This window comes from Bradyrhizobium sp. UNPA324 (assembly GCF_006658635.1).
GTDB classification, from domain to species: domain Bacteria; phylum Pseudomonadota; class Alphaproteobacteria; order Rhizobiales; family Xanthobacteraceae; genus Bradyrhizobium; species Bradyrhizobium nanningense.
Genome location: NZ_LFJD01000004.1, coordinates 2,569,085 through 2,592,222 on the forward strand (window position 1 = coordinate 2,569,085; position 23,138 = coordinate 2,592,222).

The following is a 23,138-nucleotide window of genomic DNA, read 5'->3' on the forward strand; positions in this document are numbered from 1 at the left end:
TACAAGAACAATAAACAAGGAGACACAAAATGGATCGGCTCAAGGGCAAGGTTGCGATGGTGGTGGGGGCCGGCTCGATCGGGCCCGGTTGGGGCAACGGCAAGGCCACTGCCGTGACCTTTGCGCGCGAGGGGGCCCAGGTGTTTTGCGTCGATCGCAACGGCACCGCGGCCGAAGAGACCGCGAAGATCATCACCGGCGAGGGCGGCAAGGCGACGGCGTTTACCGCCGACGTCTCGCGGCCTGCCGAGATCGAGGCGATGGTGGCGGCCTGCCTGAAGGCCTATGGCCGCATCGACGTGCTCGACAACAATGTCGGCATCGCCGAGATGGGCAGCGTGGTCGAGGTCACCGAGGAGAGCTGGGACCGCGTCTTCAGCGTCAACCTCAAGAGCGCCTATTTCGCCATGAAGCACGTCATCCCGGTCATGGTGAAGCAGGGCGGCGGCTCGATCATCAACATCTCCTCGATCGCCTCGATCCGGCACATGGGCATCTCGTACGTCACCTATGGCACGTCGAAGGCGGCGATGAACCAGATGACGCGCACCACGGCGATCGAGTTCGCGCGCCACCATGTGCGCGTCAATGCGATCCTGCCCGGCCTGATGAAGACGCCGATGGTCGAACATTCCGCGGGCCTTGCCGCCAGCTACGCCAAGGGCGACGTCGAAGCGATGTGGCGCGCCCGCGACGCGCAGGTGCCGATGGGGCACATGGGCGATGCCTTCGACGTCGCCAACGCCGCGCTGTTCCTGGCGTCGGACGAGTCGAAATATGTGACGGGGATCGAGCTCGTGGTCGACGGCGGCATCACGTGCAAGGCGGGGGCTTAGCTTCAATCTCCGCTGTCGTCCCGGATCTGCGCTTCGCTTGTCCGGGACGACAATGGTGATTACTGCGCCAGCGCCAATATCCCGCCGGCGAACGAATGCCACGCTGCCGTCTCGCTGATCGGCCAGTTCAGCACCTTCACCGCCAGCAGCGCCAGCGTGCCGGTGATGTAGACCGGATGCACGCGGCCCTCAGTGCGCCAGTCGCGCACCATGGCGACGACGAGCAGGAGCGAAGCGACGACGGCCGGCGCGATCGTCACCGGCACCGGCGGTGGGCCGGGCGGTCCGGGAGGGGCGAGGAAGGTCAGGAACCAGCGGGCGATCGCGGCATCGAGGATCGAGACCGCGGCCAGAAGCATCAACCGCTTGTGAATCTCGGGTCTGCGCGTGTTCATGATCGCGAGCAGGAACACGATCGCGAAGAACGCGATCCCGCTCATTGGCACGATCGAGAAGGCGATGCCGGCCTCGCGCTGCCCGAGCGCGGCGGAATGCTGCATCACGTGGACGGAGGCGAGGAAGCCGAAGATCGTCATCGCGGTCGCGAGCGATACGCCGGCGATGCCGAGCGAGCGGTGATTGACCACCCGGCCCGAGGCCGCGAGCCAGGTCTGCAGCACGAAATAGAGCGACCAGGTAAAGAACAAGAATCCGTGAAAATGAATCACCGGGCTTGCGGACAGCGTCCGGTGGGCGAGCGGCATCCAATAGGTCGGCGCGAAACCGAGAAACGCAGTGGCCGCGCAGGCCAGGGCCATGTGCAGATAAAAATATCGTGCAGGCGACGCATCACGCGCGCGTACACGACGGTCGTCGGTCAGGGTTGTCATCAGGAGTGAGTCTGGGGAGGCGGGATTTGGTTCAAACGCCGCTGTCGTCCCGGATCGGCGCGCGCTTGCGGCGCGCTTGTCCGGGACGACATCGAGTTTATGTCAGCAGCCTCGCAGCCTCAGCCCCCCGCGCTCAACTCGGCCCGATCGAGCTCTTCCTCGAGACGATGGAAGGCGTCGTCGCCGATCACCTCGGTGGCGCGGAGGTGGAAGATCGATTTGCGCGCGGCGTCGATGGCGCGGCGGCGCAGGGGATCGGCCGGCAGTTCGCCATTGGCGATGCCGCCCTTGGGATCGTTCTCGGCCTGCATCAGGATGGCGCGATATTCGAGGCGCAGGATCTCCGCCTCCTCGGACGGATCGCTCTCGATCGCATCGAGCGCTGCGCGATAGGCCACGGCGCGCGCCTGCGCGACCTCGGTGCCGACGGGATCGTCGTCCTTGAGGCCGAACGCCAGGATCAGCGGCCGCAGCGTCAGGCCCTGGATCACCAGCGATCCCAGCACCACCGCAAAAGCGATGAAGACGATGAAGTCGCGATGGGGAAAATTCTCCGGCAGCGCGAAGGCGGTGGCCAGCGTCACGAGGCCGCGCATGCCGCACCAGGAGATGATGAGGCCGCCCTTGGGCGAGGCGACGGCCCTGGGGTCCCTCGGATGATAGATCCCCTGCGCGACCAGCACGCGCAAGGTGGTGCGGTAGAACGTCACCCAGAGCAGCCGGACCAGCACCACGGTGAGGAGGATCCAGGCCGCGGCCACGCAATATTCCCAGCGCACGTCTGCCTCGAGGCGCGTCCAGATCGGCCGCATCTGCATGCCGATCAGCATGAAGGCGAGCACGTTGAGCACGAACACCATGGTCTCCCAGACCGCGTAGGACGGCACCCGCAGCCGCGCCGGCATCCGTAGCCCCGCCGAGCGCGCCATCGTCATGGCATAGACCACGATGGTGAGAATGCCGGAGAGGCCGAGATGCTCGGCGCCGATCCAGATCATGAAGGTGGTGGCGAATTGCACGATGATCGCGCTCGGGGCTTCCGTCACCCGCCCCATGATCGGCGGAATGATGCGGCCGGCGAGCAGGCCGGCGACGACGCTGCCGACCAGGGCCAGCGCCATGGTCGGTGCAACCTGGCCCCACGTCAGGTGCTCGGTGGCGACGGCGCCGACCGCGATGCGATAGATCAGAAGCGCGCTGGCATCGTTGAGCAGGCTCTCGCCCTCCAAAACCTTCACCATGCGGTGGGGCAGCTTGACCTGGCTCAGGATCGCGACCGCGGCGGCCGCATCGGGTGGCGCCACGATCGCGCCGAGCGCAACCGCGGCGGCCCAGGGCATGTCGGGCATCAGCCGGTGCGCGACAACGGCGACGCCGGCCGTGGTCAGGCCGACCGCGGCGACGACCAGGGTCGAGACCGGAACCCAATTGTTGCGCAGATCGCGTAGCGAGGTGTCGAACGCGGCATCGAGCAGAACTGGTGCGACAAAAAGGGCCAGGGCCAGGTCGGGCTGCAGCGTCCAGGACGGACTTGATGGCACGAAGGCGATCAGGGCGCCGCCGATGGCGAGAAAGGTCGGGTAGGGGACCTTGATCCGCCGCGCCAGCGCCGATAAGGCAACGGCGCCGAGCAGAAGCACGATGATCCATTCGAATGTCGACACGATGATCCCCGAAACCGATGTGAGCGCCGCCACAAGCTAGCACCAATCCGGCCGTATGATGGATAGTACGGCCCCGAGGCGCGACTTAAGGGCAAGATCGAAAGCAAGATTACCGACTGCAACGAGCATGCGTTTTCAAAAACTCATTCAATCGTCAGGTGCATTATTGCTTTGCGCGCTCTCGCTCGCCACCGCCCAGGCTGCGACCGGCGGCGAGCCGGCTGCACTGATCCAGGTCGACGTCGCGTCCTGCCTTGCTGCGACTGCCGCCGACGACATGGACAAGGTCGCCACGGCCTGCGCCGCCGTAATCGACAATGAGAAGACGGCGAAGGGGGATCTGGTCAAGGCGCTGATCGCGCGCGCGGCGCTCTATGCGCGGCACGATCAGATTGACCGCGCCATCGCCGACGACAGCCGCGCGCTTTCGCTCGATCCCACACTTGCCGACATCTTCAATGCGCGCGGCGAGCTCTGGCTCAAGAAGGGCGACAAGCCCAAGGCGGTGCAGGATTTCGGCGCGACGCTGAAGATCGATCCGAACCACGAGAAGGCCAAGGCCAATCACAAGGCGATGGCGCGCGAGATCGAGCGGATCGGCGCGCAGATGGCCGTCGCCGGCAAGCCCAGCTTCAATTGCGCGCGAGCGCGCCGTGCGGTCGAAAAAGCGATTTGCGGCAATCGCGAGCTCGCCGATCTCGACCGCGAGATTTACGGATCGCATTTGCGCGTGCTCCGCGAAGCCCAGAGCCCGGCGGAGACGCGCAAGATCCAGCGCGAGCAGGACGATTTCATCGCGCGCAGGAACGCCGGATACGGCCGGCCGGGCTTTGATCTCAAAAAGGCGATGCAGGACAGGTTGCAACAGATCAACGGCGTGGACGGGTATTGAGGCTTCTTCGCCTCTCCCCGCTTGCGGGGAGAGGCCGGAATTTGCGCCAGCAAAATCCGGGCGAGGGGGACTCTCCGCGAGTCCAACCCTCACCGTCCTCGAAGAGACTCCCCCCTCAGCCCGACCCTCTCCCCGCAAGCGGGGAGAGGGGGACACGCCCCCTCCTTTTCAGCTTGAACCGCGGCCCGTTCCCGGGAAAATAGCCCTCAAGCAAGGCCGGCATTGATCCTGGTCATGGCGGGACGCCTGTCCTGCCACGAGGCTCGGGCCAGGCGAATAAAGGGAATGGGAGCGCGGGAATGAACATCGACGGTAAAAGTCGTTATCACGAGGTCCATGCGCGCTCTCTCGCCGACCCCGAAGGCTTCTGGGCCGAGGCGGCGAAAGACATCGACTGGGTCGAGCCGCCCAAGACGATCTTCGATCCCAACCAAGGAACCTACGGCCGCTGGTTCGCCGGCGGTGTCGTCAATACCTGCTACAACGCGCTCGACCGCCATGTCGAAGGTGGCCGCGCCGACCAGGTCGCGCTGATCCACGATTCGCCGCTGACGGGCAGCGTTACCAAATTTACCTATGCCGAACTGCTGACCGAGGTGCAGGCGCTCGCCGCAATCATGCAGGATTTTGGCGTCGCCAAGGGTGATCGTGTCATTCTCTATATGCCTATGGTGCCGGAAGCCGTGGTCGCGATGCTCGCCTGCGCGCGGATCGGGGCGGTGCACTCCGTGGTGTTCGGCGGCTTCGCAGCGAAGGAGCTCGCCACCCGCATCGACGACGCGCAGCCGAAACTCATTCTCTCAGCAAGCTGCGGCATCGAGCCCGGCCGCATCGTGCAGTACAAGCCGCTGCTCGACGAAGCGATCAAGCTGGCCGGCAGCAAGCCGAAAGCCTGCATCGTGCTGCAACGTCCGCAGCTCACCTGCGATCTGGCCCCGGGCCGGGACTACGATTGGGCGAGCCTGCGCCGCAAGGCGCTGAATGACGGCAAGAAGGCACCTTGCGTGCCTGTTGCCGCGACCGATCCGCTCTACATCCTCTACACCTCGGGCACCACGGGCATCCCGAAGGGTGTCGTGCGCGACAATGGCGGCCATCTCGTCGCGGTGAAATGGTCGATGTTCAACCTCTATGGCGTCAAGCCGGGCGAGGTGTGGTGGTGCGGCTCCGACATCGGCTGGGTGGTCGGCCACAGCTACATCGTCTACGGCCCGCTGCTGCATGGCGCGACCACGATCATGTACGAGGGCAAGCCGGTCGGCACGCCCGACGCCGGCGCGTTCTGGCGCGTGATCTCCGAGCACAAGGCTGTTGCGTTCTTCACCGCGCCGACCGCGTTCCGCGCGATCCGGAAAGAGGATCCGGAAGGAAAATTCATCCGGCAATTCGACCTCTCGAAATTCCGCACCCTGTTCCTCGCCGGCGAGCGGGCCGATCCGCCGACGGTCGAATGGGCGGAAGTGCAGCTGAAGGTGCCGGTGATCGACCATTGGTGGCAGACCGAGACCGGTTGGTGCATTGCCGGCAACCCGGTCGGACTCGGCATGCTGCCGGTGAAGCACGGCTCACCGACGGTGCCGATGCCGGGCTACCAGGTCGATGTGGTCGACGAGGCGGCGAAGCCGGTGGGGCCCAACACCATGGGTTCGATCGTCATCAAGCTGCCGATGCCGCCTGGCTGCCTGCCGACGCTGTGGAATCAGGATGCGCGCTTCAAGGAAGCGTATTTGAGCGAATTTCCCGGCTATTACAAAACCTCGGATGCCGGCTACAAGGACGAGGACGGTTACGTCTTCGTCATGGGCCGCACCGACGACATCATCAACGTCGCCGGCCACCGGCTCTCCACCGGCGGCATGGAGGAGATCCTGGCCTCGCATCCCGATGTCGCCGAATGCGCGGTGCTCGGCGTCAAGGACGCGATCAAGGGCGAGGTGCCCTGCGGTTTCCTGGTGCTCAAGGCCGGCGTGAAGCGAGCCCCGGCCGAGATCGAGAAGGAGATCGTCGCGCTGGTGCGCGACAAGCTCGGCCCGGTCGCCGCCTTCAAGCTCGCCATCACCGTCGGCCGCCTGCCCAAGACGCGCTCCGGCAAGATTCTGCGCGGCACCATCAAGAAGATCGCCGACGGCGAGTCCTGGACCATGCCGGCGACGATCGAGGATCCCAAGGCGCTCGACGAGATCGGCGAGGCGCTGAAGGGGCGGGTGTGAGGCTTGTGCTTCGGTCGCCGGGCCAGTGAGGCGCGACGGCGCGGCCCAGCCTCCGCTGTTATCACCCGCGAAGGCGGGTGATAACAGCGAGCGGGGAACGGCGTTCGGGACTTACATTCTCCTCATTCCGCGCTAAACAGGCCCGGCCAACAGGGGACCTCGTATGCCACTCGCCGCCGCGCCGCGCCTGCTTGCAGCTGTGCTGCTGGCCACCGCTCTCTCCGCCTGCTCCGCGCGTCACCAGAATCCGGTGGCGGTGGGCGGCGACGATGACGACGCGGTCTGCCAGAGCCGAGGCTATGCGCAGGGCTCGCCGGAATATGTGGCGTGTCGCAAGGACCGCGACGTCCAGCGCAACGCCGCCACCGCGCGCGCCGACCGCCGCCAGCGCGACCTCGGCGAATACATGCTGAACCATCCGGAGCGGCCCTGACGTGAGGGTGCGGCACTATTTTGCCGCACACAGCGTCTCGCCTGCATGGTTTTCGTGACACATCTGCAACGCCGTGGCCAAATCGTGGCGACGTTCGCCTGAATTGATCGAGATCAAATCCTCCAGCGGCCCCTTTCTGCTCTGACGCTCATGTCGCGCAACGACGCGCGAGAGATGGCTGAAGGGGATTGAAATGCAGAGAACGACAAGAAACCTGGCGCGGCTTGCGACTTTTGGCGCGATGCTCGCAGGCACGTTTGCATCGGTGCAAGCTGCCGATTTGCCTGTTTACAAGAAGGCGCCGCCGCCGGTGGAGGCATTCAATCCGTGGATGGTGCGCCTGCGCGTGCTCGGCGTGTTGCCGGATGCCGGCGGCTCGACCGTCAATGTGGCGGGCGTGCCCTCGCTGTCATCGCCGAATTCCGGCCTCTCGATCAGCGACCAGGTCGTCCCCGAGCTCGACATCAGCTATTTCTTCACCAAGAACATCGCAGCCGAGCTGATCCTCGGCGTCACCCGGCACTCGATCAGCGGCACCGGCTCGCTCGCGAACCTGCCGATCGGAAAGACCACGCTGCTGCCGCCGACGTTGACGCTGCAATATCACTTCGACCAGTTCGGCGCGTTCAAGCCCTATATCGGCGCCGGCGTGAACTACACTGTGTTCTTCAACAATTCCGCGGCCAATTCGCCTGCCGCGATCGCCGGTCCGCCCGCGATCGTCGCCACCACCACCAACCTGCATGTCAGCAACGCATGGGGCGGTGCCGTGCAGTTCGGCTTCGACTACATGATCGACCGACACTGGGGTCTCAACGTCGACGTCAAGAAGCTCTGGCTGCGCCCGGATTACAGCGCGACCGTCTCCGGCCTGCCGGTCACCGGCACCGCGCATATCGATCCGTGGCTGGTCGGCGCGGGCGTGACGTATAAGTTCTGAGTGACAATCGCCTAGAGCAACAAATTCCGCTGTCGTCCCCGCGTTCGCGGGGACGACCACCGAGGGTGGGGTACACAAAACAAAAAGCGCGGCAGGTTTCCCTGCCGCGCTTTTTGCGTTTGAAGCGAACGAAGAGGGAGAGGAACTACCCCTCCTCGTCTTCCTGCTTCTTGCCGCCGAGCGTCTTCAGCTTGGCGAACACGGCGTCGACGTTGAGGTCGTCGCTGGACTTCTCCGCGGACTCGTATTCGTCCTTGCGGGTGGTCTCGGAGGCCGGCAGCAGCGTGGCGCCGCCATAGGCTGCATCGATCGGCTTTTCCTTGGCGGCGCGCTGCACCTCGAAATCGAGCTCGATCTGCGAGCAAAGGCCGAGGGTGACGGGATCGATCGGGGTGAGCTGGGACGTGTTCCAGTGGGTGCGGTCACGCACGCTGGCAATGGTGCTCTTGGTGGTGCCGACCAGACGCATGATCTGGGCGTCCTTGAGCTCCGGATGGCTGCGCAGCAGCCAGAGGATGGCGCTCGGACGCTCGTGGCGGCGCGAAACCGGGGTGTAACGCGGGCCCTTGCGCTTGGGCTGCGGCGGCAGCACCACCTTGCTCTCCTGGAGGCGGAGCCGGTAATCCGGGTTCTTCTCGCCCTTCTCGATCTCCTCGCGGGTGAGCTGGCCGTTGGAGAGGGGATCCATGCCCTTGATGCCCTGGGCCGCATCGCCGTCGGCGATCGCGCGCACCTCGAGGGGATGCATCTTGGTGAAATCGGCGACCTGGTCGAAGGTCAGCGCGGTGTTGTCGAGCAGCCAGACGGCGGTCGCCTTGGGCATCAGAGGTGCGTTGCTCATGGCAAATCTCCTTTGTGCTTCGCCCACCCCTCTGGAGGCGAAACCGGTGGTCATCAGCGATGACAGGGAATTCGCGCTATATAAGCCCGGAGGGGGTAGCCATGCAATGGTTCTGCTATAGATAGTGCCTTGACAGCGCCCGAAAGGGGGCCCAATTCCCTTAGAAACTCGCGGCATAGTTCAAGCCGACCGTTTAAGCCCTATTCCATCCATCGACCGCCCCCGCCAAAAGGCGAAACGGGTGATTCGGTCCCGAGATCGCTCAATGTCAGCCAAACCAGACCTCAAGATCGTGCTTTGTTCTCCCCGCGGCTTCTGTGCCGGCGTGGTCCGGGCGATCGACACCGTGGAACGGGCGCTCGATAAATATGGCGCCCCCGTCTATGTTCGCCATGAGATTGTGCACAACAAATATGTCGTCGACGGGTTGAAGAAGAAGGGCGCCATCTTCGTCGAGGAGCTCGCCGAGATCCCGGAGAACGCCACCGCGCCGGTGGTGTTCTCGGCCCACGGCGTGCCGAAATCAGTTCCGGCCGACGCGCAGTCCCGCAATCTGTTCTCGCTGGATGCGACCTGCCCGCTGGTGACCAAGGTCCATCGCGAGGCCGCGATCCATTTCAAGCGTGGCCGTGAGATATTCCTGATCGGCCACTCCCATCACCCTGAGGTGGTCGGCACGCTCGGCCAGCTTCCGGTCGGCGCCGTGACCCTGATCGAGACCGCCGAGGACGCCAAGACCATCGCCCCGAAGGACCCCAACAATCTCGCCTTCGTGACCCAGACCACGCTGTCGATCGACGACACCGCGGAGATCGTGGCGCTCTTGAAGAAGCGCTTCCCCAACATCAACGGCCCGCACAAGGAAGACATCTGCTACGCCACCACCAATCGCCAGCTCGCGGTGAAGAAGGTGGCGCCGGTGGTGGACGCGCTCATCGTCGTCGGTGCCCCCAATTCGTCGAACTCGCAGCGCCTGCGCGAGGTTGCCGAGCGCGAGGGCTGCCGGATCGCGGTGCTGGCGCAGCGCGCCGCCGACATCGACTGGGACAAGTTCGGCAATATCTCGAGCCTGGGCATCACGGCGGGCGCCTCCGCGCCGGAGGTGATCGTCGAGGAGATCATGGACGCCTTCGCCGAGCGTTACACGCTGCATGTGGAGACGGTCTCGGCCGCGGAAGAGAACGAGTTCTTCCCGCTGCCGCGTCAGGTGCGTCCCGAAGCTGCCGCCGAGTAGACCTTTATGGCGGTCTACACCGACGTTGCCGCCGACGAGCTTGCGGATTTCCTGAAGCAATATGATCTCGGCGAATTGCTGTCCTACAAGGGCATCGCCGAGGGCGTCGAGAACACCAACTTCCTGCTGCATACCAGCCAGGGAGGCAAGCAGGCGTCGTTCATCCTCACGCTCTACGAGAAGCGCGTGGCGAAGAACGATTTGCCGTTCTTCCTCGCGCTGATGACGCATCTGGCCGAGCACGGCATCAACTGCCCGCTGCCGGTGAAGGGACGCGACGGCGAGGCGCTGCGCGAGCTGTCGGGACGCCCTGCGGCGATCATCACCTTTCTCGAAGGCATGTGGCCTCGCAAGCCGAACGTGACGCATTGCGCCGGCGTCGGCGCGGCGCTGGCGAAGATGCATCTGGCCGGCGCGAATTTTGCGGTTCGGCGCGCCAATGCGCTCTCGGTCTCGGGCTGGCGGCCGCTGTTCGATGCGGCCTCACACCGTGCCGACGAGGTGCAGCCGGGCCTGCGCACGTTCCTGGCGGCTGAGCTCGATCATCTGTCGAGCGGGATCTGGCCGACCGATCTGCCGGAAGGCGTGATCCACGCCGACCTCTTCAACGACAACGTCTTCTTCCTCGGCGATCAGCTCTCCGGGATCATCGACTTCACCTTCGCCTGCAACGACATGCTGGCCTATGACGTCGCGATCTGCCTCAACGCCTGGTGCTTCGAGCCGGATCATTCCTTCAATGTCACCAAGGCGCGTGCCTTTCTCAACGCCTATGGCCGGGTGCGAAAGCTCTCGGAGGCGGAAGAGGCCGCGCTGCCGCTGCTCGCGCGCGGGGCTGCGATCCGCTTCCTGCTGACGCGGCTGGTCGACTGGCTCAACGTGCCGCCCGGTGCGCTGGTGAAGCCGAAGGATCCGCTGGAATATGTCCGCAAGCTGCGCTTCCACCAGAGCGTGAGAAGCGTGCGCGACTATGGGCTGATGCCGTCGGGGTTGGTGGCGTGAGCGAGCGTCCCAATGTCACGATCTTTACCGACGGCGCCTGCTCGGGAAATCCCGGGCCGGGCGGCTGGGGCGCGATCCTGAAGTTCGGCGACAAGGAAAAAGAGCTGAACGGCGGCGAGCGCCACACCACCAACAACCAGATGGAGCTGATGGCGGCGATCTCGGCGCTGGAAGCGCTGAAGAAGCCGTGCACCGTCGATCTCTACACCGACAGCCAGTATGTCCGGCAGGGCATCACGGGATGGATCTTCGGCTGGAAGCGCAACGGCTGGCGCACCGCCGACAAGAAGCCGGTGAAGAACGTCGAGCTATGGCAGCGCCTGGATGCCGCGCTGAAGCAGCACGAGATCCGCTGGCACTGGGTCAAGGGCCATGCCGGCCACCCCGAGAACGAACGCGCCGATCAGCTCGCACGCGACGGCATCGTGAAGGCGCGGTTGCAGCAGCGGCTTGCGGAGTAGAGGCGCGCCGTCGGTGCCTCATTCTCAACTGTCATCGCCCGGCTCGACCGGGCGATCCGGTATTCCAGAGATGGACGTGATTAAGCCGAGAGGTCTCGGCGTACTGGATGCCCCGGTCAAGCCGGGGCATGACAGTGTCTTTGTCGCGAAGAGAGCTTACAGCTGCCCGAGCAGCGTATCGCCGCCGGAGACCTCGACCTTGCCGGGCATCGCCTCGAGGTTCAGCTTCTTGACCACGCCATCCTCGACCAGCATCGAATAGCGCTTGGAGCGGATGCCGAGGCCGTTGGCGGAGGCGTCCAGCTCCATGCCGATCGCCTTGGTGAAATCGGCATTGCCGTCGGCGAGGAAGATGGCCTCGTCGCGCTGGTCGGTGTCGCGCTTCCAGGCGCTCATGACGAAGGCGTCGTTGACGGAGACGATGGCGATGCTGTCGACGCCCTTGTCCTTGATGGCATAGGCGTTGAGGAAGATGCTCGGCAGATGCATCTTGTGGCAGGTGCCGGTGTAGGCGCCGGGCACCGCGAACAGCGCCACCTTCTTACCCTTGAAGATATCGTCGGTGGTCTTCACCTGCGGGCCTTCCGCCGTCATCACACGGAATTTCGCTTCCGGCAGCTTGTCGCCAATCTGGATCGCCATTGTCAGTCTCCCTGAAAATCGGTCCCGCTTTTTAGACCGTGCGGCGGGCCTGCACAATATTGCCGGCGGCCGAAGCGGAGAGACTTGGCCTTCTCCTTGGGCACTTCACCATCATGTCATCACCCGGAAAAGCCGCCATCGTCGAGGAAGGCCTGCTCTTCCTCGGTGGTGTGGCGGCCGAGGAGGCGGTTGCGGTGGGGAAACCGGCCGAACCGCTGGATGATGTCGGCGTGCGCCCGGGCGTATTTCAGGTTCTCGGTATTGTCGGTTTGCTGAAACAGCGCGACGCAGTGCTCCTGATCGGCGAGGCGCTCGGAGTGCATCAAGGGCATGTACAGGAATTCGAGCAGGACGGGGTCGATCCTGGTATCGACACTCCGATCGATGGCACGGCGGGCGACGTCACGCGCCAGCGCGTCGCTGGCAAAGGCTTGCGGCGTGCCCCGAAACATGTTGCGAGGAAACTGGTCGAGCACGATGACGAGCGCGAGCGCGCCGTCGTCGCTCGCCTCCCACGAGGCCAACTCGCCGGCGGCCGCCTTCTGCCACAGCGTCAGAAAGCGGCGCCTGACCTCGGCGTCGAAAGCGTCGCTGCGCTTGTACCAGCGCTCGCGGCCGGCCTCGCGCCAGAAGGCGAGAATGCCTGATGGCGCGATGGCACCGACGTCCGGCATCAGCGGTGCAGCTTACGCCGCCTCCGCCTTTTTCTCGTCGCGCAGCTCGCGGCGCAGGATCTTGCCGACATTGGTCTTGGGCAGATCGTTGCGGAATTCGATGTGCTTGGGCACCTTGTAGCCGGTGAGCTGCTCGTGACAGAACTTGATCACCGCCTCGGCGGTGAGGTTGGGATCCTTCTTCACCACGAAAGCCTTCACCGCTTCGCCCGACTTGGAATCGGGGATGCCGATCACGGCGCATTCGAGCACGCCCGGATGGCTCGCGACCACTTCTTCGACCTCGTTCGGATAGACGTTGAAGCCGGAGACCAGGATCATGTCCTTCTTGCGGTCGACGATCTTGGTGTAGCCCTTCTCGTCCATTACGCCGATGTCGCCGGTGCGGAAATAGCCGTCCGCGGTCATCACCTTGGCGGTCTCCTCCGGCCTGTTCCAGTAGCCCGACATCACCTGCGGACCCTTGGCGCAGATCTCTCCTGCCTGACCGAGCGGGACCTCGTTGCCGTCGTCATCGCGGATCGAGATGTAGGTCGACGGCACGGGAATGCCGATCGTACCGGTGAACTCCGTTGCCGTCGCCGGGTTGCAGGTCAGCGTCGGCGAAGTCTCCGACAAGCCGTAACCTTCGGCGATGAAGCAGCCGGTGATCGCCTTCCATTGATCGGCGACGGGACGCTGCACCGCCATACCGCCGCCGTTTGAGATCTTCAGCTTGGAGAAGTCGAGCTTCTTGAAATCAGGGTGGTGCATCAAGCCGTTGTAGAGCGTGTTGACGGCCGGGAAGCTGTTGACCTGGTATTTCGCCAGCTCCTTGACGAAGCCCGCAATGTCGCGCGGGTTGGGGATCAGGAGATTGCAGCCGCCGGCGCGCACCGCGAGCAGGTAGCAGGCCGTCAGCGCGAAGATGTGATAGAGCGGCAACGCGCAGACGATCATGAGCTGATCGACATGCGGCGGCGCGGCGACCGCCGGCTGAAGCCAGGCGTCATTCTGCAGGACGTTGGCCACGATGTTGCGGTGGAGCAGGGTGGCGCCCTTGGAGACGCCGGTGGTACCGCCGGTATATTGCAGGAAGGCGACGTCGCCCGGCGAGAGCTTTGGCTTGTTGAAGGTCATGCCGCGTCCAGCGGAGAGCGCGTCGTTGAAGGAGACCGAGCCCGGCAGCGACCAGGCCGGTACCATCTTCTTGACGCGGCGGACAACCAGATTGACGATCACGCCCTTGAAGCCGAGCAGGTCGCCCATGCTGGCGACGATGACATGCTTCACCGCGGTCTTCGCGATCACCTGCTCGACGGTGTGGGCGAAATTCTCCAGCACGATAATGGCTTCGGCGCCGGAATCCTTGAGCTGGTGCTCGAGCTCACGCGGGGTGTAGAGCGGGTTGACGTTGACGACCGCGAAGCCAGCGCGGAGCACGGCAGCCGTCGCAACGGGATATTGCAGCACGTTCGGCATCATGATGGCGACACGGGCGCCGCGCTGCAGCCCGCGGCCCTGCAGATAGGCGGCGAGCGCGACCGACATCTGGTCGAGGTCGCGGTAGCTGATCGACTTGTCCATGCAGATGAACGCCTTGCGGTCGGCGAACTTGGTGAAGCTCTCCTCAAGGAGGTCGACCAGCGATGCGTATTGGGTCGGCTCGATATCGGCGGGCACGCCGGGCGGATATTGCTTGAGCCAGATGCGCTCCATGGAAAACTCCCCTCATCTACCAGAGCCCGTTGTGTCTCGGGCTTGCCTCATTGCCGCCAGTATCGAACCTGCCGGAACTGCTGGCAAGCCGTCGAGGCTTAGGGCAAAGGCCGGGGAGTGGCTACTGGAATCATCGCGAACAGCTGCCGCAGGTGCGAAGCCGGGCCGGCTCTCGGCCCGGCGTGCGGGTCAACCGTTGTTGGCCGGCTTGGCGGCGGGCTTGGTCGCGGCCTTGGGCTTGGCGGGCTTCTGATCGCCGCTGGCCGCAGGCTTGTCGGCGGATTTTGCCGCCGCATCATGCTTGGCGGCAGCATGCTTGGGCGCTGCCGGCTTCGCCGCAGTCTTAGGCTCGCTCTTGGGGTCGCCCTTCGCGTCGTTTTTGCCGTCGCTCTTACCGTTGTTCTTGGCCCCAGCCGGCTTGGCATCCGGCTTCACCGCTGCCGTCTTGGTGTTAGCGTCCTTGCCCCCGTCTTTCGGCCTGTCGGCCGCATCAGGCTTCTTGGCCACGCGCGACTTCTTGCCACGCGGTTTGGACGCCGCCTGCTGGTCGGCATCGGCCGCGACCGCCGCGATCAGGGCGGGGCCGGTACGGGTCGGGCCGGTATAGACCAGCACGGGCTCGGCCGCCGCCGGCGGAGAGGCCATCAATTCGGAGGCCTTCATCAGGGGCGGCTGGAGGCCGGCGGTGAAGAAGGTCACCTGGGCTTCGCCGCCGGTGGCCGAGGCCGATCCTGATGTGCCGCCATTGGCGGCAATCAGCGCATCGTCGTCGTCGCTGGCCGGCCGCTTGCGCTGGCCGCCGCACATCTCGTCGCGCAGGTTCGGCGGCGAGGCGTCGACCGGCACGAGGTTCTCGACCGTGCCGAGCGAGGGGCGCAGCCATGTCAGATTGTCTTGGGCGAAGCCGCGCTCCAGCAGCTGCGCCGCCTTCACCGCGCGCGCGGTGCCGGAGTTCGCACCCAGCACCACCGCGATCAGCCGGCGGCCGTTGCGGGTGGCCGAGGCGACGAGATTGTAGCCGGAGGCGCAGATGAAGCCGGTCTTGAAACCGTCGGCACCGGGATAGCGGCCGATCAGCTTGTTGAAATTGCCGGTGACGCGCTTGCCGAAGCGGATCGCCGGGATGTGCACGAAGTATTCGTATTCCGGCAGGTCGCGCAGGAACGAGCGCGCCAGGATGCCGAGGTCGCGCGCCGACGTGATCTGGCCGTCGGCGGGCAGGCCGTTCGGATTGACGTAGCTGGTCTGCGTCATGCCGAGCTTCTTCGCGGTGTCGTTCATCATCGCGGAGAAGCCGTCGATCGAACCGCCGACGCCTTCGGCGAGCACCACGGCCATGTCGTTCGCCGACTTGACCATCATCATCTTCAGCGCGTTGTCGACGGTGAGCTGCGTTCCCGGACGGAATCCCATCTTCGAGGGCGATTGCGAGGCCGCAATCGGCGACACCGTGAGCAGCGTGTCGAGCGTCAGTCTGCCGTCCTTGACCGCCTTCAGCGTCACATAGGCGGTCATGATCTTGGTGACGGAGGCCGGATACCAGGGAATGGTCGCGTTGTCCGCCTGCAGCACCTTGCCGCTGTCGGCCTCGATCAGCAGCAGCGCCTCGGCGCTCGCCGCGTGCGGCGCAAGCAGCGCGGCACATGCGAGGCTCGCAGCGAACAGGTTGAGCGATTTGCGAAGCAGCGGGCGTAGGGCGTGCACTATCCGATTCCGGTCCTTGGAGACCCGCCTGGATACGGGCGGCTCTCGTGATCTGATTGTCGGTTCTGAAATCCAGCGCCGCCGCTTGCGGCGCCGCAAACCTATACCGGCTGATGCGTCGAGAACAGGGGGCTGGGTGCGGTATTCCGCAATGAAATAGGCCGAATTTCGACGGCGCTGTGAGGACTTGCTAGGGGGATTTGGCTGCCGTCGCGGCAGCCTCAGAAGCCGTCACGCTGGCCCGTGCGGTTTCATGGACCATGAACTGAGCCCTGGCGAGCTCGGCAAAATGGCCGCCTTTGGCCACGAGTTCATCGAAAGTTCCGCTTTCGATGACGCGCCCGTTCTCGAACACCAGGATCCGCGTGGCGTTGCGAATGGTGGAGAGGCGATGGGCGATCACGAAGGTGGTGCGGCCCTTCATCACTTCGTCGAGAGCGGTATTCACCTTGGCCTCGGTGACGGCGTCGAGCGCGCTGGTGGCTTCGTCCAGGATCAGGATCGGCGGGTCCTTCAAGAGCGCGCGGGCGATCGACAGGCGCTGCCGCTCGCCGCCGGACAGCATGCGACCGCGCTCGCCGGCATTGGTCTCGAAACCGCCGCTGCGCTCGATGAATTCGAGCGCCTGCGCGCGCGCCGCCGCCTGGCGCATCTCGGCCTCGGTCGCATCCGGCTTGCCGACCCGCAGATTCTCCGCGATCGAACGGTTGAACAGCAGCGCTTCCTGGAACACGACGCCGATGTTCCTCCGCAGCGAGGTCAGCGTCACGCCGCGCACGTCCATGCCGTCGATCTTGATGAAGCCGGATTGCGGATCGAAGGCGCGATGCAGCAGCGCGATCGCGGTCGATTTGCCGGCGCCGGTCGGGCCGACCAGCGCGATGGTCTGGCCGGGCAGCGCGGTGAAGGTGAGATCCTCGATCGCCGGCCGCTTGCCGTCGTAGGAGAAGGTGACGTCGTTGAACTCGACGAGGCCGGACAGCCTGCCGGCATCGATCGCGTCGTGGCGATCGTGCACCGCGGGCACGGCGTCGAGCACATTGAAGAACTCGCGCAGACGCGGAGCTTCCATGAACACGTTGTTGATGAAGCTCACGACCTGCTCCAGCTTCTGGATCAAGAGCGTGGCGAAGCTCACGAACATCACGATCTCGCCGACGGATGTCAGTCCCTGGTCGTGCAGCGCGATGCCGAACGTGAAGATCGCCAGCACCGTGATGGTGGTGGAGGCGCGCGTGATGACGGTGACCAGCGCCCACCACGACAGTACCGGCATCTGGGCTTCGAGCAATTGATCGGCGACGGAGCGCAGTCCCTTCACCTCGGATTCGACGCGGACGAAGCTCTGCACCAGCGCGACGTTGCCGAGCGCATCGGAAGCGCGGGCGGAAAGCTCGCTGTAATGCTCCTCGACTTCCATCTGCATGCCGAAGGTCTTGCGCACCACGAAGGTCGTCAGTGCGGTGAAGACGATGCAAAGAACGAACAGGAGGATCGCGAGCCGCCAGTTCAGGTAGAGCGACAGCGGCAGCAGCACCAGGACCGAGAGGATCGCGGCAAAGTGCTCGCGGAAGAAGCCGAGCCACAGCCGCCACAACGCGTCGGTGCCGTTGAGCATCACTTTCATCAGGCGGCCCGAATGGGTGCCGGAGTGGAAGGTCAGCGGCAATTGCAAGATGTGCTCGAAATAGTCGGTCAGCACCGCCTGGCGCTGCCGGTGCGAGAGCCGGTCGGCTTGCAGGGCCACGAGCGCGCTGCACAGGATGGTGAAGAGCCCGAACGCGACCCAGGCGGCCAGGAACGGCCAGGCCGAGTTCGAGCCGGCCACCGTCTTGCCGGAAAGCACGTCGACGATCCGGCCGAACAGCACGGGTTCGGCAAATTGCGAGCCGGCCAGCAGGAGATTGGCGACCGCGAGCAGCCAGCCCAGCCGCGCCTCGTTGCCGAGCAGCTCGAGAACGCGGGTATAGAGACGGAGGATGGACATGCGGGCGACGAAACTCGAGCGGATAACGGGGCCTGTATTCTAAGCAGGGATCGCGCGCGAGATATAGCGGAAGCTGTCAGTTTTTCTCAATTGATCAGCCGCCCCGCGACCGGCGGCAGGAACCGATCGTCGAAGATGTCGCCCGCCGTGGGCCGCTTGCGGAATTTGAAGTCCTGCGCGATCTGGTCGATCGAGCGTTCCAGGCGCAGTGGCTCGATACCGCCGAGACCGTTGCGCTTGACCTCGTCGGTCAGGACGTTGTCGGCAAGGACGGCGCGCAGGCGTTCCAGCTCCAGGTCGCGGTCGCCGCCGTCGATGCGGCTCGCGGCCTCGTCCGCCGCACGCGCCGGTTCCTTGGCGGTCGCGGTGATGCCGGCGATCAAGGCGCGGATGAAGCCCTTCACGGCATCCGGCTTCGTTGCGGCGAAGGCGGGATTGGCCACCACGGCGAAGCCATAGGCCTCGCAGCCATAGTCGGCATAACGCAGCACGACGAGATCGGCTCCGGGCACGCCGCGATCACGCAGGTTCACTGCCGAGAGATAGCTGAAGCCCGCGACGGCATCGACCTGTCCCGCGGACAGGATCGGCTCGCGCACCGCCGCGCTGATCCTGTGGAATTTGACGTGCGATGCCTTGATGCCGTTCTGCTGCGCCAGCGCCGGCCACAGCCGCATCGACGGATCGCCGTCGGCAACGCCGACGGTCTTGCCGTCGAGATCGGGCAATAGATGAATGCCGCGGCTCTTGCGCGCCACGATCGCGTAAGGCGCGCGGTTGAACAGCACGAACACCGCCTTGACCGGCGCCGCATCCTCCTTGTCGCGAAATCGGATCAGCTCGTTGATGTCGACGAGCGCAAGTTCGCTGTCGCCTTTGGCGACGCCTGCGAGCGCCTCGGTCGATCCGGTCGCGCCGCTGAAGGACACGTTGAGACGCTCGGCGCCGAACCTGCCGTCCTTCGCCGCAAGAAAGAACGGCGCCATGCTCGCATCGAGCGGGCGGTCGAAGGTGAAGTGAATCGCAGCGGAGGATGGCGCAGGCGTCTCGGCCGCGCTGACATCGCGTGCAATCGGTGTCGCAAGCGAGATCGAGAGGGCCAGCAGGCAACGAAGCGCGATCGTCTTGAATTCCGACATCAGTTGCGCCGGTCCCGCATTGTTATGGTTTGGTGACGCTTGCAGCGCCGGCTGGCGGTCAGTCTTTCCGTGCCAACATGAACGGAGGATGAGCGGCGGTTGCGTCACGATTACGCAACCCCGTTCAGCTTGTGTTGGGGTTGGGGAACCCAACTTGGGCTATGCGGGTTTGAAAGGCATGAGCCTGTCCGCAGGCGTCCATTCCAGGTCCCAAAGGAGGGCCCAAGACATGTTCGAGCGATTCTCCAATTTTGCGGGCCGAAAGGCCGTTCTTGCCACCGCCACGGTGCTGGCGCTGACCACGATTGCCCCGACCGCTTCATACGCGGGCGGCCGCCACTGGCATGGCGGTGGAGGTGGCGCGGCTGCTGCTGCGGCTTTCGCGGCCATCGGCACCGGTCTTGCCATCGCGGCAACCCGGGACTCCTACGCCTATGATTACGGTCCGGGCTATGGCTATTACGGCGGTCCCGCCTATTACAGCGGCCCTGCCTACGGTCCCTATTATGGTCCGGGCCCGAACTTCCAGTATCAGCGCTACGGCGGCACCGCTCCGTCCGAGTATTGCGGCCAGGGTTATTACCAGAACTGCTACTAGCTCTGGCAGCTGGGGTTGACCAGGAGAGGCCGTCGCGCTTGCCGCGCCGGCCTGTTTTTTGCTTTTATGCCCACGCGTTAACACGCCCGCCATTTGTTTAGAGTAGTTTTGAGTACCATGAGTGATTCGCTTGAGCGGCTATATCTGGCTGTGCTCGCGGCCAGGGACCTTGATCCGGCAACATCGCGTACGGCCCGGCTGTTTCAGCGCGGGCCCTCAAAAATGGCAAAGAAGCTCGCCGAAGAGGCCATCGAGGTCGTGATCGATGCCGTCAATGGCGACACCGACGCCGTGGTCCGCGAAAGCGCCGACCTCTTGTACAATCTCACCGTGCTCTGGGCCTCTGCCGGCGTGCGCCCCGAGGACGTCTGGCGCGAGATGAGGCGGCGGGAAGACATGCTCGGCATCGCCGAGAAGCTGCCGAAATCGTCGATGAAGCTGCCCAAGGTCGCGTCACCGCGCGTGGCTGCCAGGCGGCCAATTGTCGCGCTCGAGGGGCGTGCCGCGCGCAAGCGCCACTAGAAACGTCATAATTCGCCTCAATCTCGGCATGGACAAATCCGTCCCATGGTGCTTCATCGCGGCGCCATGCTGAAACGTATTTACGACTGGTGCATCGACGCCGCCCACAAGCCCTACGCGCTCTGGATCATGGGCGTGGTGTCTTTCGCCGAAAGCTCCTTCTTTCCGGTTCCGCCGGATGTGATGCTGATCCCGATGTCGCTGGCGCGTCCGCAGCGCGCCTGGCTCTATGCGACGGTCTGCACCGCGACCTCGGTGCTCGGCGGGATGCTCGGTTACGCCATCGGCGCGCTGCTCTATGACTCGCTGGGTCATTGGCTGATCCAGCTTTACGGGCTCGGTGATCAGGTCGACGGATTCCGTGCCAAATACGCCGAATGGGGGGCGGTGATTATTCTGCTCAAGGGGCTGACGCCGATCCCGTACAAGCTCGTCACCATCACCTCGGGCTTTGCCGGCTACAATCCGCTTTTGTTCGTCCTGTTCTCCGTCATTGCGCGCGGCGGGCGCTTCTTCATCGTCGCGATCCTGCTCAACCGCTATGGCGATTGGATCCGCGTCAGGATCGAGAAGCATCTTGGGCTCGTGGTGGCGATCGGCGCCGCGGCGTTGGTGCTCGGCTTCGTCATCGCCATCAAGCTGATCTAGCGGCGTGGCCGCTTTGCCGCCGGGCCGGCTTCGGCTACGGTTGCCGTCATGATGGTTCGATCCGGCAAGCCCGCCCTGCTGCTCAGGACGCTGACGTCAGCAGTCGCGCTGCTCCTGCTCGGTGCTTGCGGGATAGGGTGGGCGCAATCGGCGCCGCCGTCGCTTGGCTTGCAGGAGCAAGGGCCGCAGGCTCCGCCGCCGTCGGCACCCGCTCCATCGGCACCGCCGGCGCGCGAGGAAAATCCCGGGCTGATCAATGAAATGGGCAAGCTGTTCGGCAAGCTGCCCTCGATCCTGCCGCCGATCAAAAGCCCCGGTGAAACCATGAACGACCTGTCGCGGCTGGCCAAGCCCTCGACCATGGTGTCGGGGCGCGCGGCCTGTCCGGCCTCGTCGAACGGCGCGCCCGACTGCAAGCAGGCCGCCGACCAGCTCTGCCGGAGCAAGGGCTACAAGGAAGGCAAGAGCCTGAATGCCGACTCCGCCGAAAAATGCTCGGCCAAGGTCCTGATCCCCGGCCGGCCCCGCAAACCGGACGACTGCCGCACTGATACTTTCGTGACCAGCGCGCTGTGCCAGAACTGACGTGAAGGTCTCGCGCGCATGCAACAAGGAGCGCCCATGAGCCGGACGGAGCAGGACTTCCTCGGACAGCGTGAGATCGCCGACGACATCTATTACGGCGTCCAGACCATCCGGGGTAAGGAGAACTTCCACATCACCGGCATTCCGATGAACCAGGAGCCTTACTTCGTGAAGGCGCTCGGTTATGTCAAGAAGGCAGCCGCCATGGCCAATCGCGATCTTGGCGCGATCGACGCCAGGGTCGCGGACGCGATCATCCTCGGCTGCGACCGCGTCATCGCCGGCGAGATGATGGATCAGTTCGTCACCGACTTCATCCAGGGCGGCGCCGGCACTTCCACCAACATGAACGCCAACGAGGTGATCGCGAACCTCGCGCTGGAATCGCTCGGCTTCGGCAAGGGCGACTATCAGCACGTCAGTCCCAACGATCACGTCAATTACGGCCAGTCGACCAACGACACCTATCCGACCGCCTTTCGCCTCGCGCTGGTTCTGCGGCTCGAGAGCTACATGACCGCGCTGCGCCAGCTCCAGGAAGCTTTCTTCGCCAAGGGACGCGAGTTCGACCGCGTGCTGAAGATGGGCCGCACGCACCTCCAGGACGCCGTGCCGATGTCGCTCGGTGCGGAGTTCCGGGGATGGGGCACCACGCTCGGTGAGGAGGTCGACCGCATCTCGGAAGCGCGCGCGCTGCTGCGCGAGATCAATCTCGGCGCCACCGCGATCGGCACCTCTGTCACGGCTGCGGTCGGCTATCCCAAGCTCGCGGTCCGGCATCTGAGCGCGCTCACCGGCGTCGACTTCATCCTCGCAGGCGATCTCGTCGAGGCGACCTCGGACACCGGAGCCTATGTGCAGCTCTCCGGCGTCTTGAAGCGCACGGCGAGCAAGCTGACCAAGATCTGCAACGACATCCGCCTGCTCGCCTCCGGCCCGCGCGCCGGCTTCAACGAGATCAACCTGCCGCAGCTGCAGCCGGGCTCTTCGATCATGCCTGGCAAGGTCAATCCCGTGATCCCCGAAGTGGTCAACCAGACAAGCTTCCTCGTCATCGGGCTCGACACGACGGTGACGCTCGCGGCCTCGGCGGGCCAGCTCCAGCTCAACGTGATGGAGCCGGTGATCTCGTTCGCGCTGTTCTTCTCGATCCACACCATGGAGCGCGCGGTCAACAGCCTGCGCGAGAATTGCGTCGTCGGCATCACCGCCAACGAGGAGCACACCCGCAACATGGTGCTGAACTCGCTCGGCATCGTCACGGTGCTGAAGCCGCTGCTCGGCTACAAGCAATGCGCCGAGATCGCGCGTGAGGGCTACAAGAGCGGCAAGTCGCTGCACCAGATCGTGGTGGTCGAGCGCAAGCTGCTGACGCAGGAAAAGTGGGACGAGATGTTCTCGTTCGAGCGGCTGATCAATCCGGATCTGATCGGGTAGGGCTGTCATCCGCAGCTTCGCCCCGTCATTGCGAGGAGCCCTTGCGACGAAGCAATCCAGGAGTGCTTGCGCGGAGACAGCCTGGATTGGACCTCCCCTAAATCGGTGGACACCTATAGCTTAGGCAGCGAGAGGTGTCAGATGGCAAAACGGCAACGTCG

General features: G+C 64.7%; 22 protein-coding genes. 13 read left to right on the forward strand and 9 right to left on the reverse strand.

All coding sequences use genetic code 11. The features are described 5' to 3' along the window. The first annotated feature begins 29 nt into the window (after window positions 1–29). Window positions 30–836 (forward strand): SDR family NAD(P)-dependent oxidoreductase, encoded by an 807-nt coding sequence (locus UNPA324_RS12605; protein ID WP_128919295.1) that lies wholly within the window; start codon window positions 30–32, stop codon window positions 834–836. Between the two features lie 59 nt (window positions 837–895). Here the strand turns inward: UNPA324_RS12605 and UNPA324_RS12610 are convergent, their stop codons facing one another. Beyond that, window positions 896–1,666, reverse strand: coding sequence for a hypothetical protein (locus UNPA324_RS12610; RefSeq protein WP_141934813.1), 771 nt, complete (start codon window positions 1,664–1,666; stop codon window positions 896–898). A 119-nt stretch (window positions 1,667–1,785) separates the two neighbouring features. Then, complete coding sequence (locus UNPA324_RS12615; RefSeq protein ID WP_141934814.1) at window positions 1,786–3,363, reverse strand: cation:proton antiporter; 1,578 nt, start codon at window positions 3,361–3,363, stop codon at window positions 1,786–1,788. A gap of 94 nt (window positions 3,364–3,457) precedes the next feature. Between UNPA324_RS12615 and UNPA324_RS12620 the strand changes: the two genes are divergently transcribed. The 4 genes from UNPA324_RS12620 (at window position 3,458) to UNPA324_RS12635 (ending at window position 7,805) form a co-directional block, all read left to right on the forward strand. Continuing rightward, complete coding sequence (locus UNPA324_RS12620; protein ID WP_164936237.1) at window positions 3,458–4,222, forward strand: hypothetical protein; 765 nt, start codon at window positions 3,458–3,460, stop codon at window positions 4,220–4,222. 299 nt (window positions 4,223–4,521) lie between these two features. After that, the gene (locus UNPA324_RS12625; protein ID WP_141934815.1) at window positions 4,522–6,432 is read left to right on the forward strand and encodes a propionyl-CoA synthetase; all 1,911 of its coding nucleotides are present in this window, start codon (window positions 4,522–4,524) and stop codon (window positions 6,430–6,432) included. 163 nt (window positions 6,433–6,595) lie between these two features. Continuing rightward, the gene (locus UNPA324_RS12630; protein ID WP_128919300.1) at window positions 6,596–6,865 is read left to right on the forward strand and encodes a hypothetical protein; all 270 of its coding nucleotides are present in this window, start codon (window positions 6,596–6,598) and stop codon (window positions 6,863–6,865) included. Window positions 6,866–7,058: 193 nt separating this feature from the next. Further along, a complete protein-coding gene (locus UNPA324_RS12635) occupies window positions 7,059–7,805 on the forward strand; it encodes an OmpW/AlkL family protein (RefSeq protein ID WP_128919301.1) in 747 nt (248 codons plus the stop codon). A gap of 145 nt (window positions 7,806–7,950) precedes the next feature. Here the strand turns inward: UNPA324_RS12635 and UNPA324_RS12640 are convergent, their stop codons facing one another. Continuing rightward, window positions 7,951–8,646: a DUF1013 domain-containing protein gene (locus UNPA324_RS12640; RefSeq protein ID WP_164936238.1), complete on the reverse strand. Its 696-nt coding sequence runs from the start codon at window positions 8,644–8,646 to the stop codon at window positions 7,951–7,953. A gap of 265 nt (window positions 8,647–8,911) precedes the next feature. Here UNPA324_RS12640 and ispH point away from each other — a divergent pair, with 265 nt between their 5' ends. The 3 genes from ispH to rnhA are packed head-to-tail and all read left to right on the forward strand — an operon-like array spanning window position 8,912 to window position 11,343. Beyond that, on the forward strand, window positions 8,912–9,880 hold the full coding sequence (gene ispH, locus UNPA324_RS12645; RefSeq protein ID WP_128919303.1) for a 4-hydroxy-3-methylbut-2-enyl diphosphate reductase: 969 nt from the start codon (window positions 8,912–8,914) through the stop codon (window positions 9,878–9,880). A 6-nt stretch (window positions 9,881–9,886) separates the two neighbouring features. Next, complete coding sequence (locus UNPA324_RS12650; RefSeq protein WP_141934816.1) at window positions 9,887–10,882, forward strand: homoserine kinase; 996 nt, start codon at window positions 9,887–9,889, stop codon at window positions 10,880–10,882. Next, window positions 10,879–11,343 (forward strand): ribonuclease HI, encoded by a 465-nt coding sequence (rnhA, locus tag UNPA324_RS12655; RefSeq protein ID WP_128919305.1) that lies wholly within the window; start codon window positions 10,879–10,881, stop codon window positions 11,341–11,343. The genes UNPA324_RS12650 and rnhA overlap by 4 nt, the downstream gene beginning before the upstream one ends. 156 nt (window positions 11,344–11,499) lie before the next feature. Here the strand turns inward: rnhA and UNPA324_RS12660 are convergent, their stop codons facing one another. From UNPA324_RS12660 to UNPA324_RS12685, 6 genes are all read right to left on the reverse strand, one after another. Further along, window positions 11,500–11,985, reverse strand: coding sequence for a peroxiredoxin (locus tag UNPA324_RS12660; protein WP_128919306.1), 486 nt, complete (start codon window positions 11,983–11,985; stop codon window positions 11,500–11,502). 119 nt (window positions 11,986–12,104) lie between these two features. After that, window positions 12,105–12,659, reverse strand: coding sequence for a DUF924 family protein (locus tag UNPA324_RS12665; protein ID WP_128919307.1), 555 nt, complete (start codon window positions 12,657–12,659; stop codon window positions 12,105–12,107). Between the two features lie 12 nt (window positions 12,660–12,671). Then, a complete protein-coding gene (locus UNPA324_RS12670; protein WP_128919308.1) occupies window positions 12,672–14,357 on the reverse strand; it encodes a long-chain fatty acid--CoA ligase in 1,686 nt (561 codons plus the stop codon). A gap of 189 nt (window positions 14,358–14,546) precedes the next feature. Continuing rightward, window positions 14,547–16,061 carry a D-alanyl-D-alanine carboxypeptidase family protein gene (locus tag UNPA324_RS12675; protein WP_141934817.1) on the reverse strand — a complete coding sequence of 505 codons (1,515 nt, stop codon included), beginning with the start codon at window positions 16,059–16,061 and terminating at the stop codon, window positions 14,547–14,549. A gap of 190 nt (window positions 16,062–16,251) precedes the next feature. Continuing rightward, window positions 16,252–18,048 (reverse strand): glucan ABC transporter ATP-binding protein/ permease, encoded by a 1,797-nt coding sequence (locus tag UNPA324_RS12680; protein WP_141934818.1) that lies wholly within the window; start codon window positions 18,046–18,048, stop codon window positions 16,252–16,254. Window positions 18,049–18,134: 86 nt separating this feature from the next. Then, on the reverse strand, window positions 18,135–19,187 hold the full coding sequence (locus UNPA324_RS12685) for an ABC transporter substrate-binding protein (RefSeq protein ID WP_141934819.1): 1,053 nt from the start codon (window positions 19,185–19,187) through the stop codon (window positions 18,135–18,137). A 229-nt stretch (window positions 19,188–19,416) separates the two neighbouring features. Here UNPA324_RS12685 and UNPA324_RS12690 point away from each other — a divergent pair, with 229 nt between their 5' ends. The 5 genes from UNPA324_RS12690 (at window position 19,417) to UNPA324_RS12710 (ending at window position 22,977) form a co-directional block, all read left to right on the forward strand. Then, window positions 19,417–19,785 carry a hypothetical protein gene (locus UNPA324_RS12690; protein WP_128919312.1) on the forward strand — a complete coding sequence of 123 codons (369 nt, stop codon included), beginning with the start codon at window positions 19,417–19,419 and terminating at the stop codon, window positions 19,783–19,785. A gap of 117 nt (window positions 19,786–19,902) precedes the next feature. Further along, complete coding sequence (hisE, locus tag UNPA324_RS12695) at window positions 19,903–20,307, forward strand: phosphoribosyl-ATP diphosphatase (RefSeq protein WP_141934820.1); 405 nt, start codon at window positions 19,903–19,905, stop codon at window positions 20,305–20,307. 45 nt (window positions 20,308–20,352) lie between these two features. Next, entirely contained in the window at window positions 20,353–20,955 is a 603-nt protein-coding gene (locus UNPA324_RS12700) for a YqaA family protein (protein WP_181769380.1), read from the forward strand. Window positions 20,956–21,003: 48 nt separating this feature from the next. Continuing rightward, window positions 21,004–21,540 (forward strand): hypothetical protein, encoded by a 537-nt coding sequence (locus UNPA324_RS12705; protein WP_141934821.1) that lies wholly within the window; start codon window positions 21,004–21,006, stop codon window positions 21,538–21,540. 36 nt (window positions 21,541–21,576) lie between these two features. Further along, window positions 21,577–22,977: an aspartate ammonia-lyase gene (locus UNPA324_RS12710; RefSeq protein WP_128919315.1), complete on the forward strand. Its 1,401-nt coding sequence runs from the start codon at window positions 21,577–21,579 to the stop codon at window positions 22,975–22,977. Window positions 22,978–23,138 lie beyond the last annotated feature (161 nt).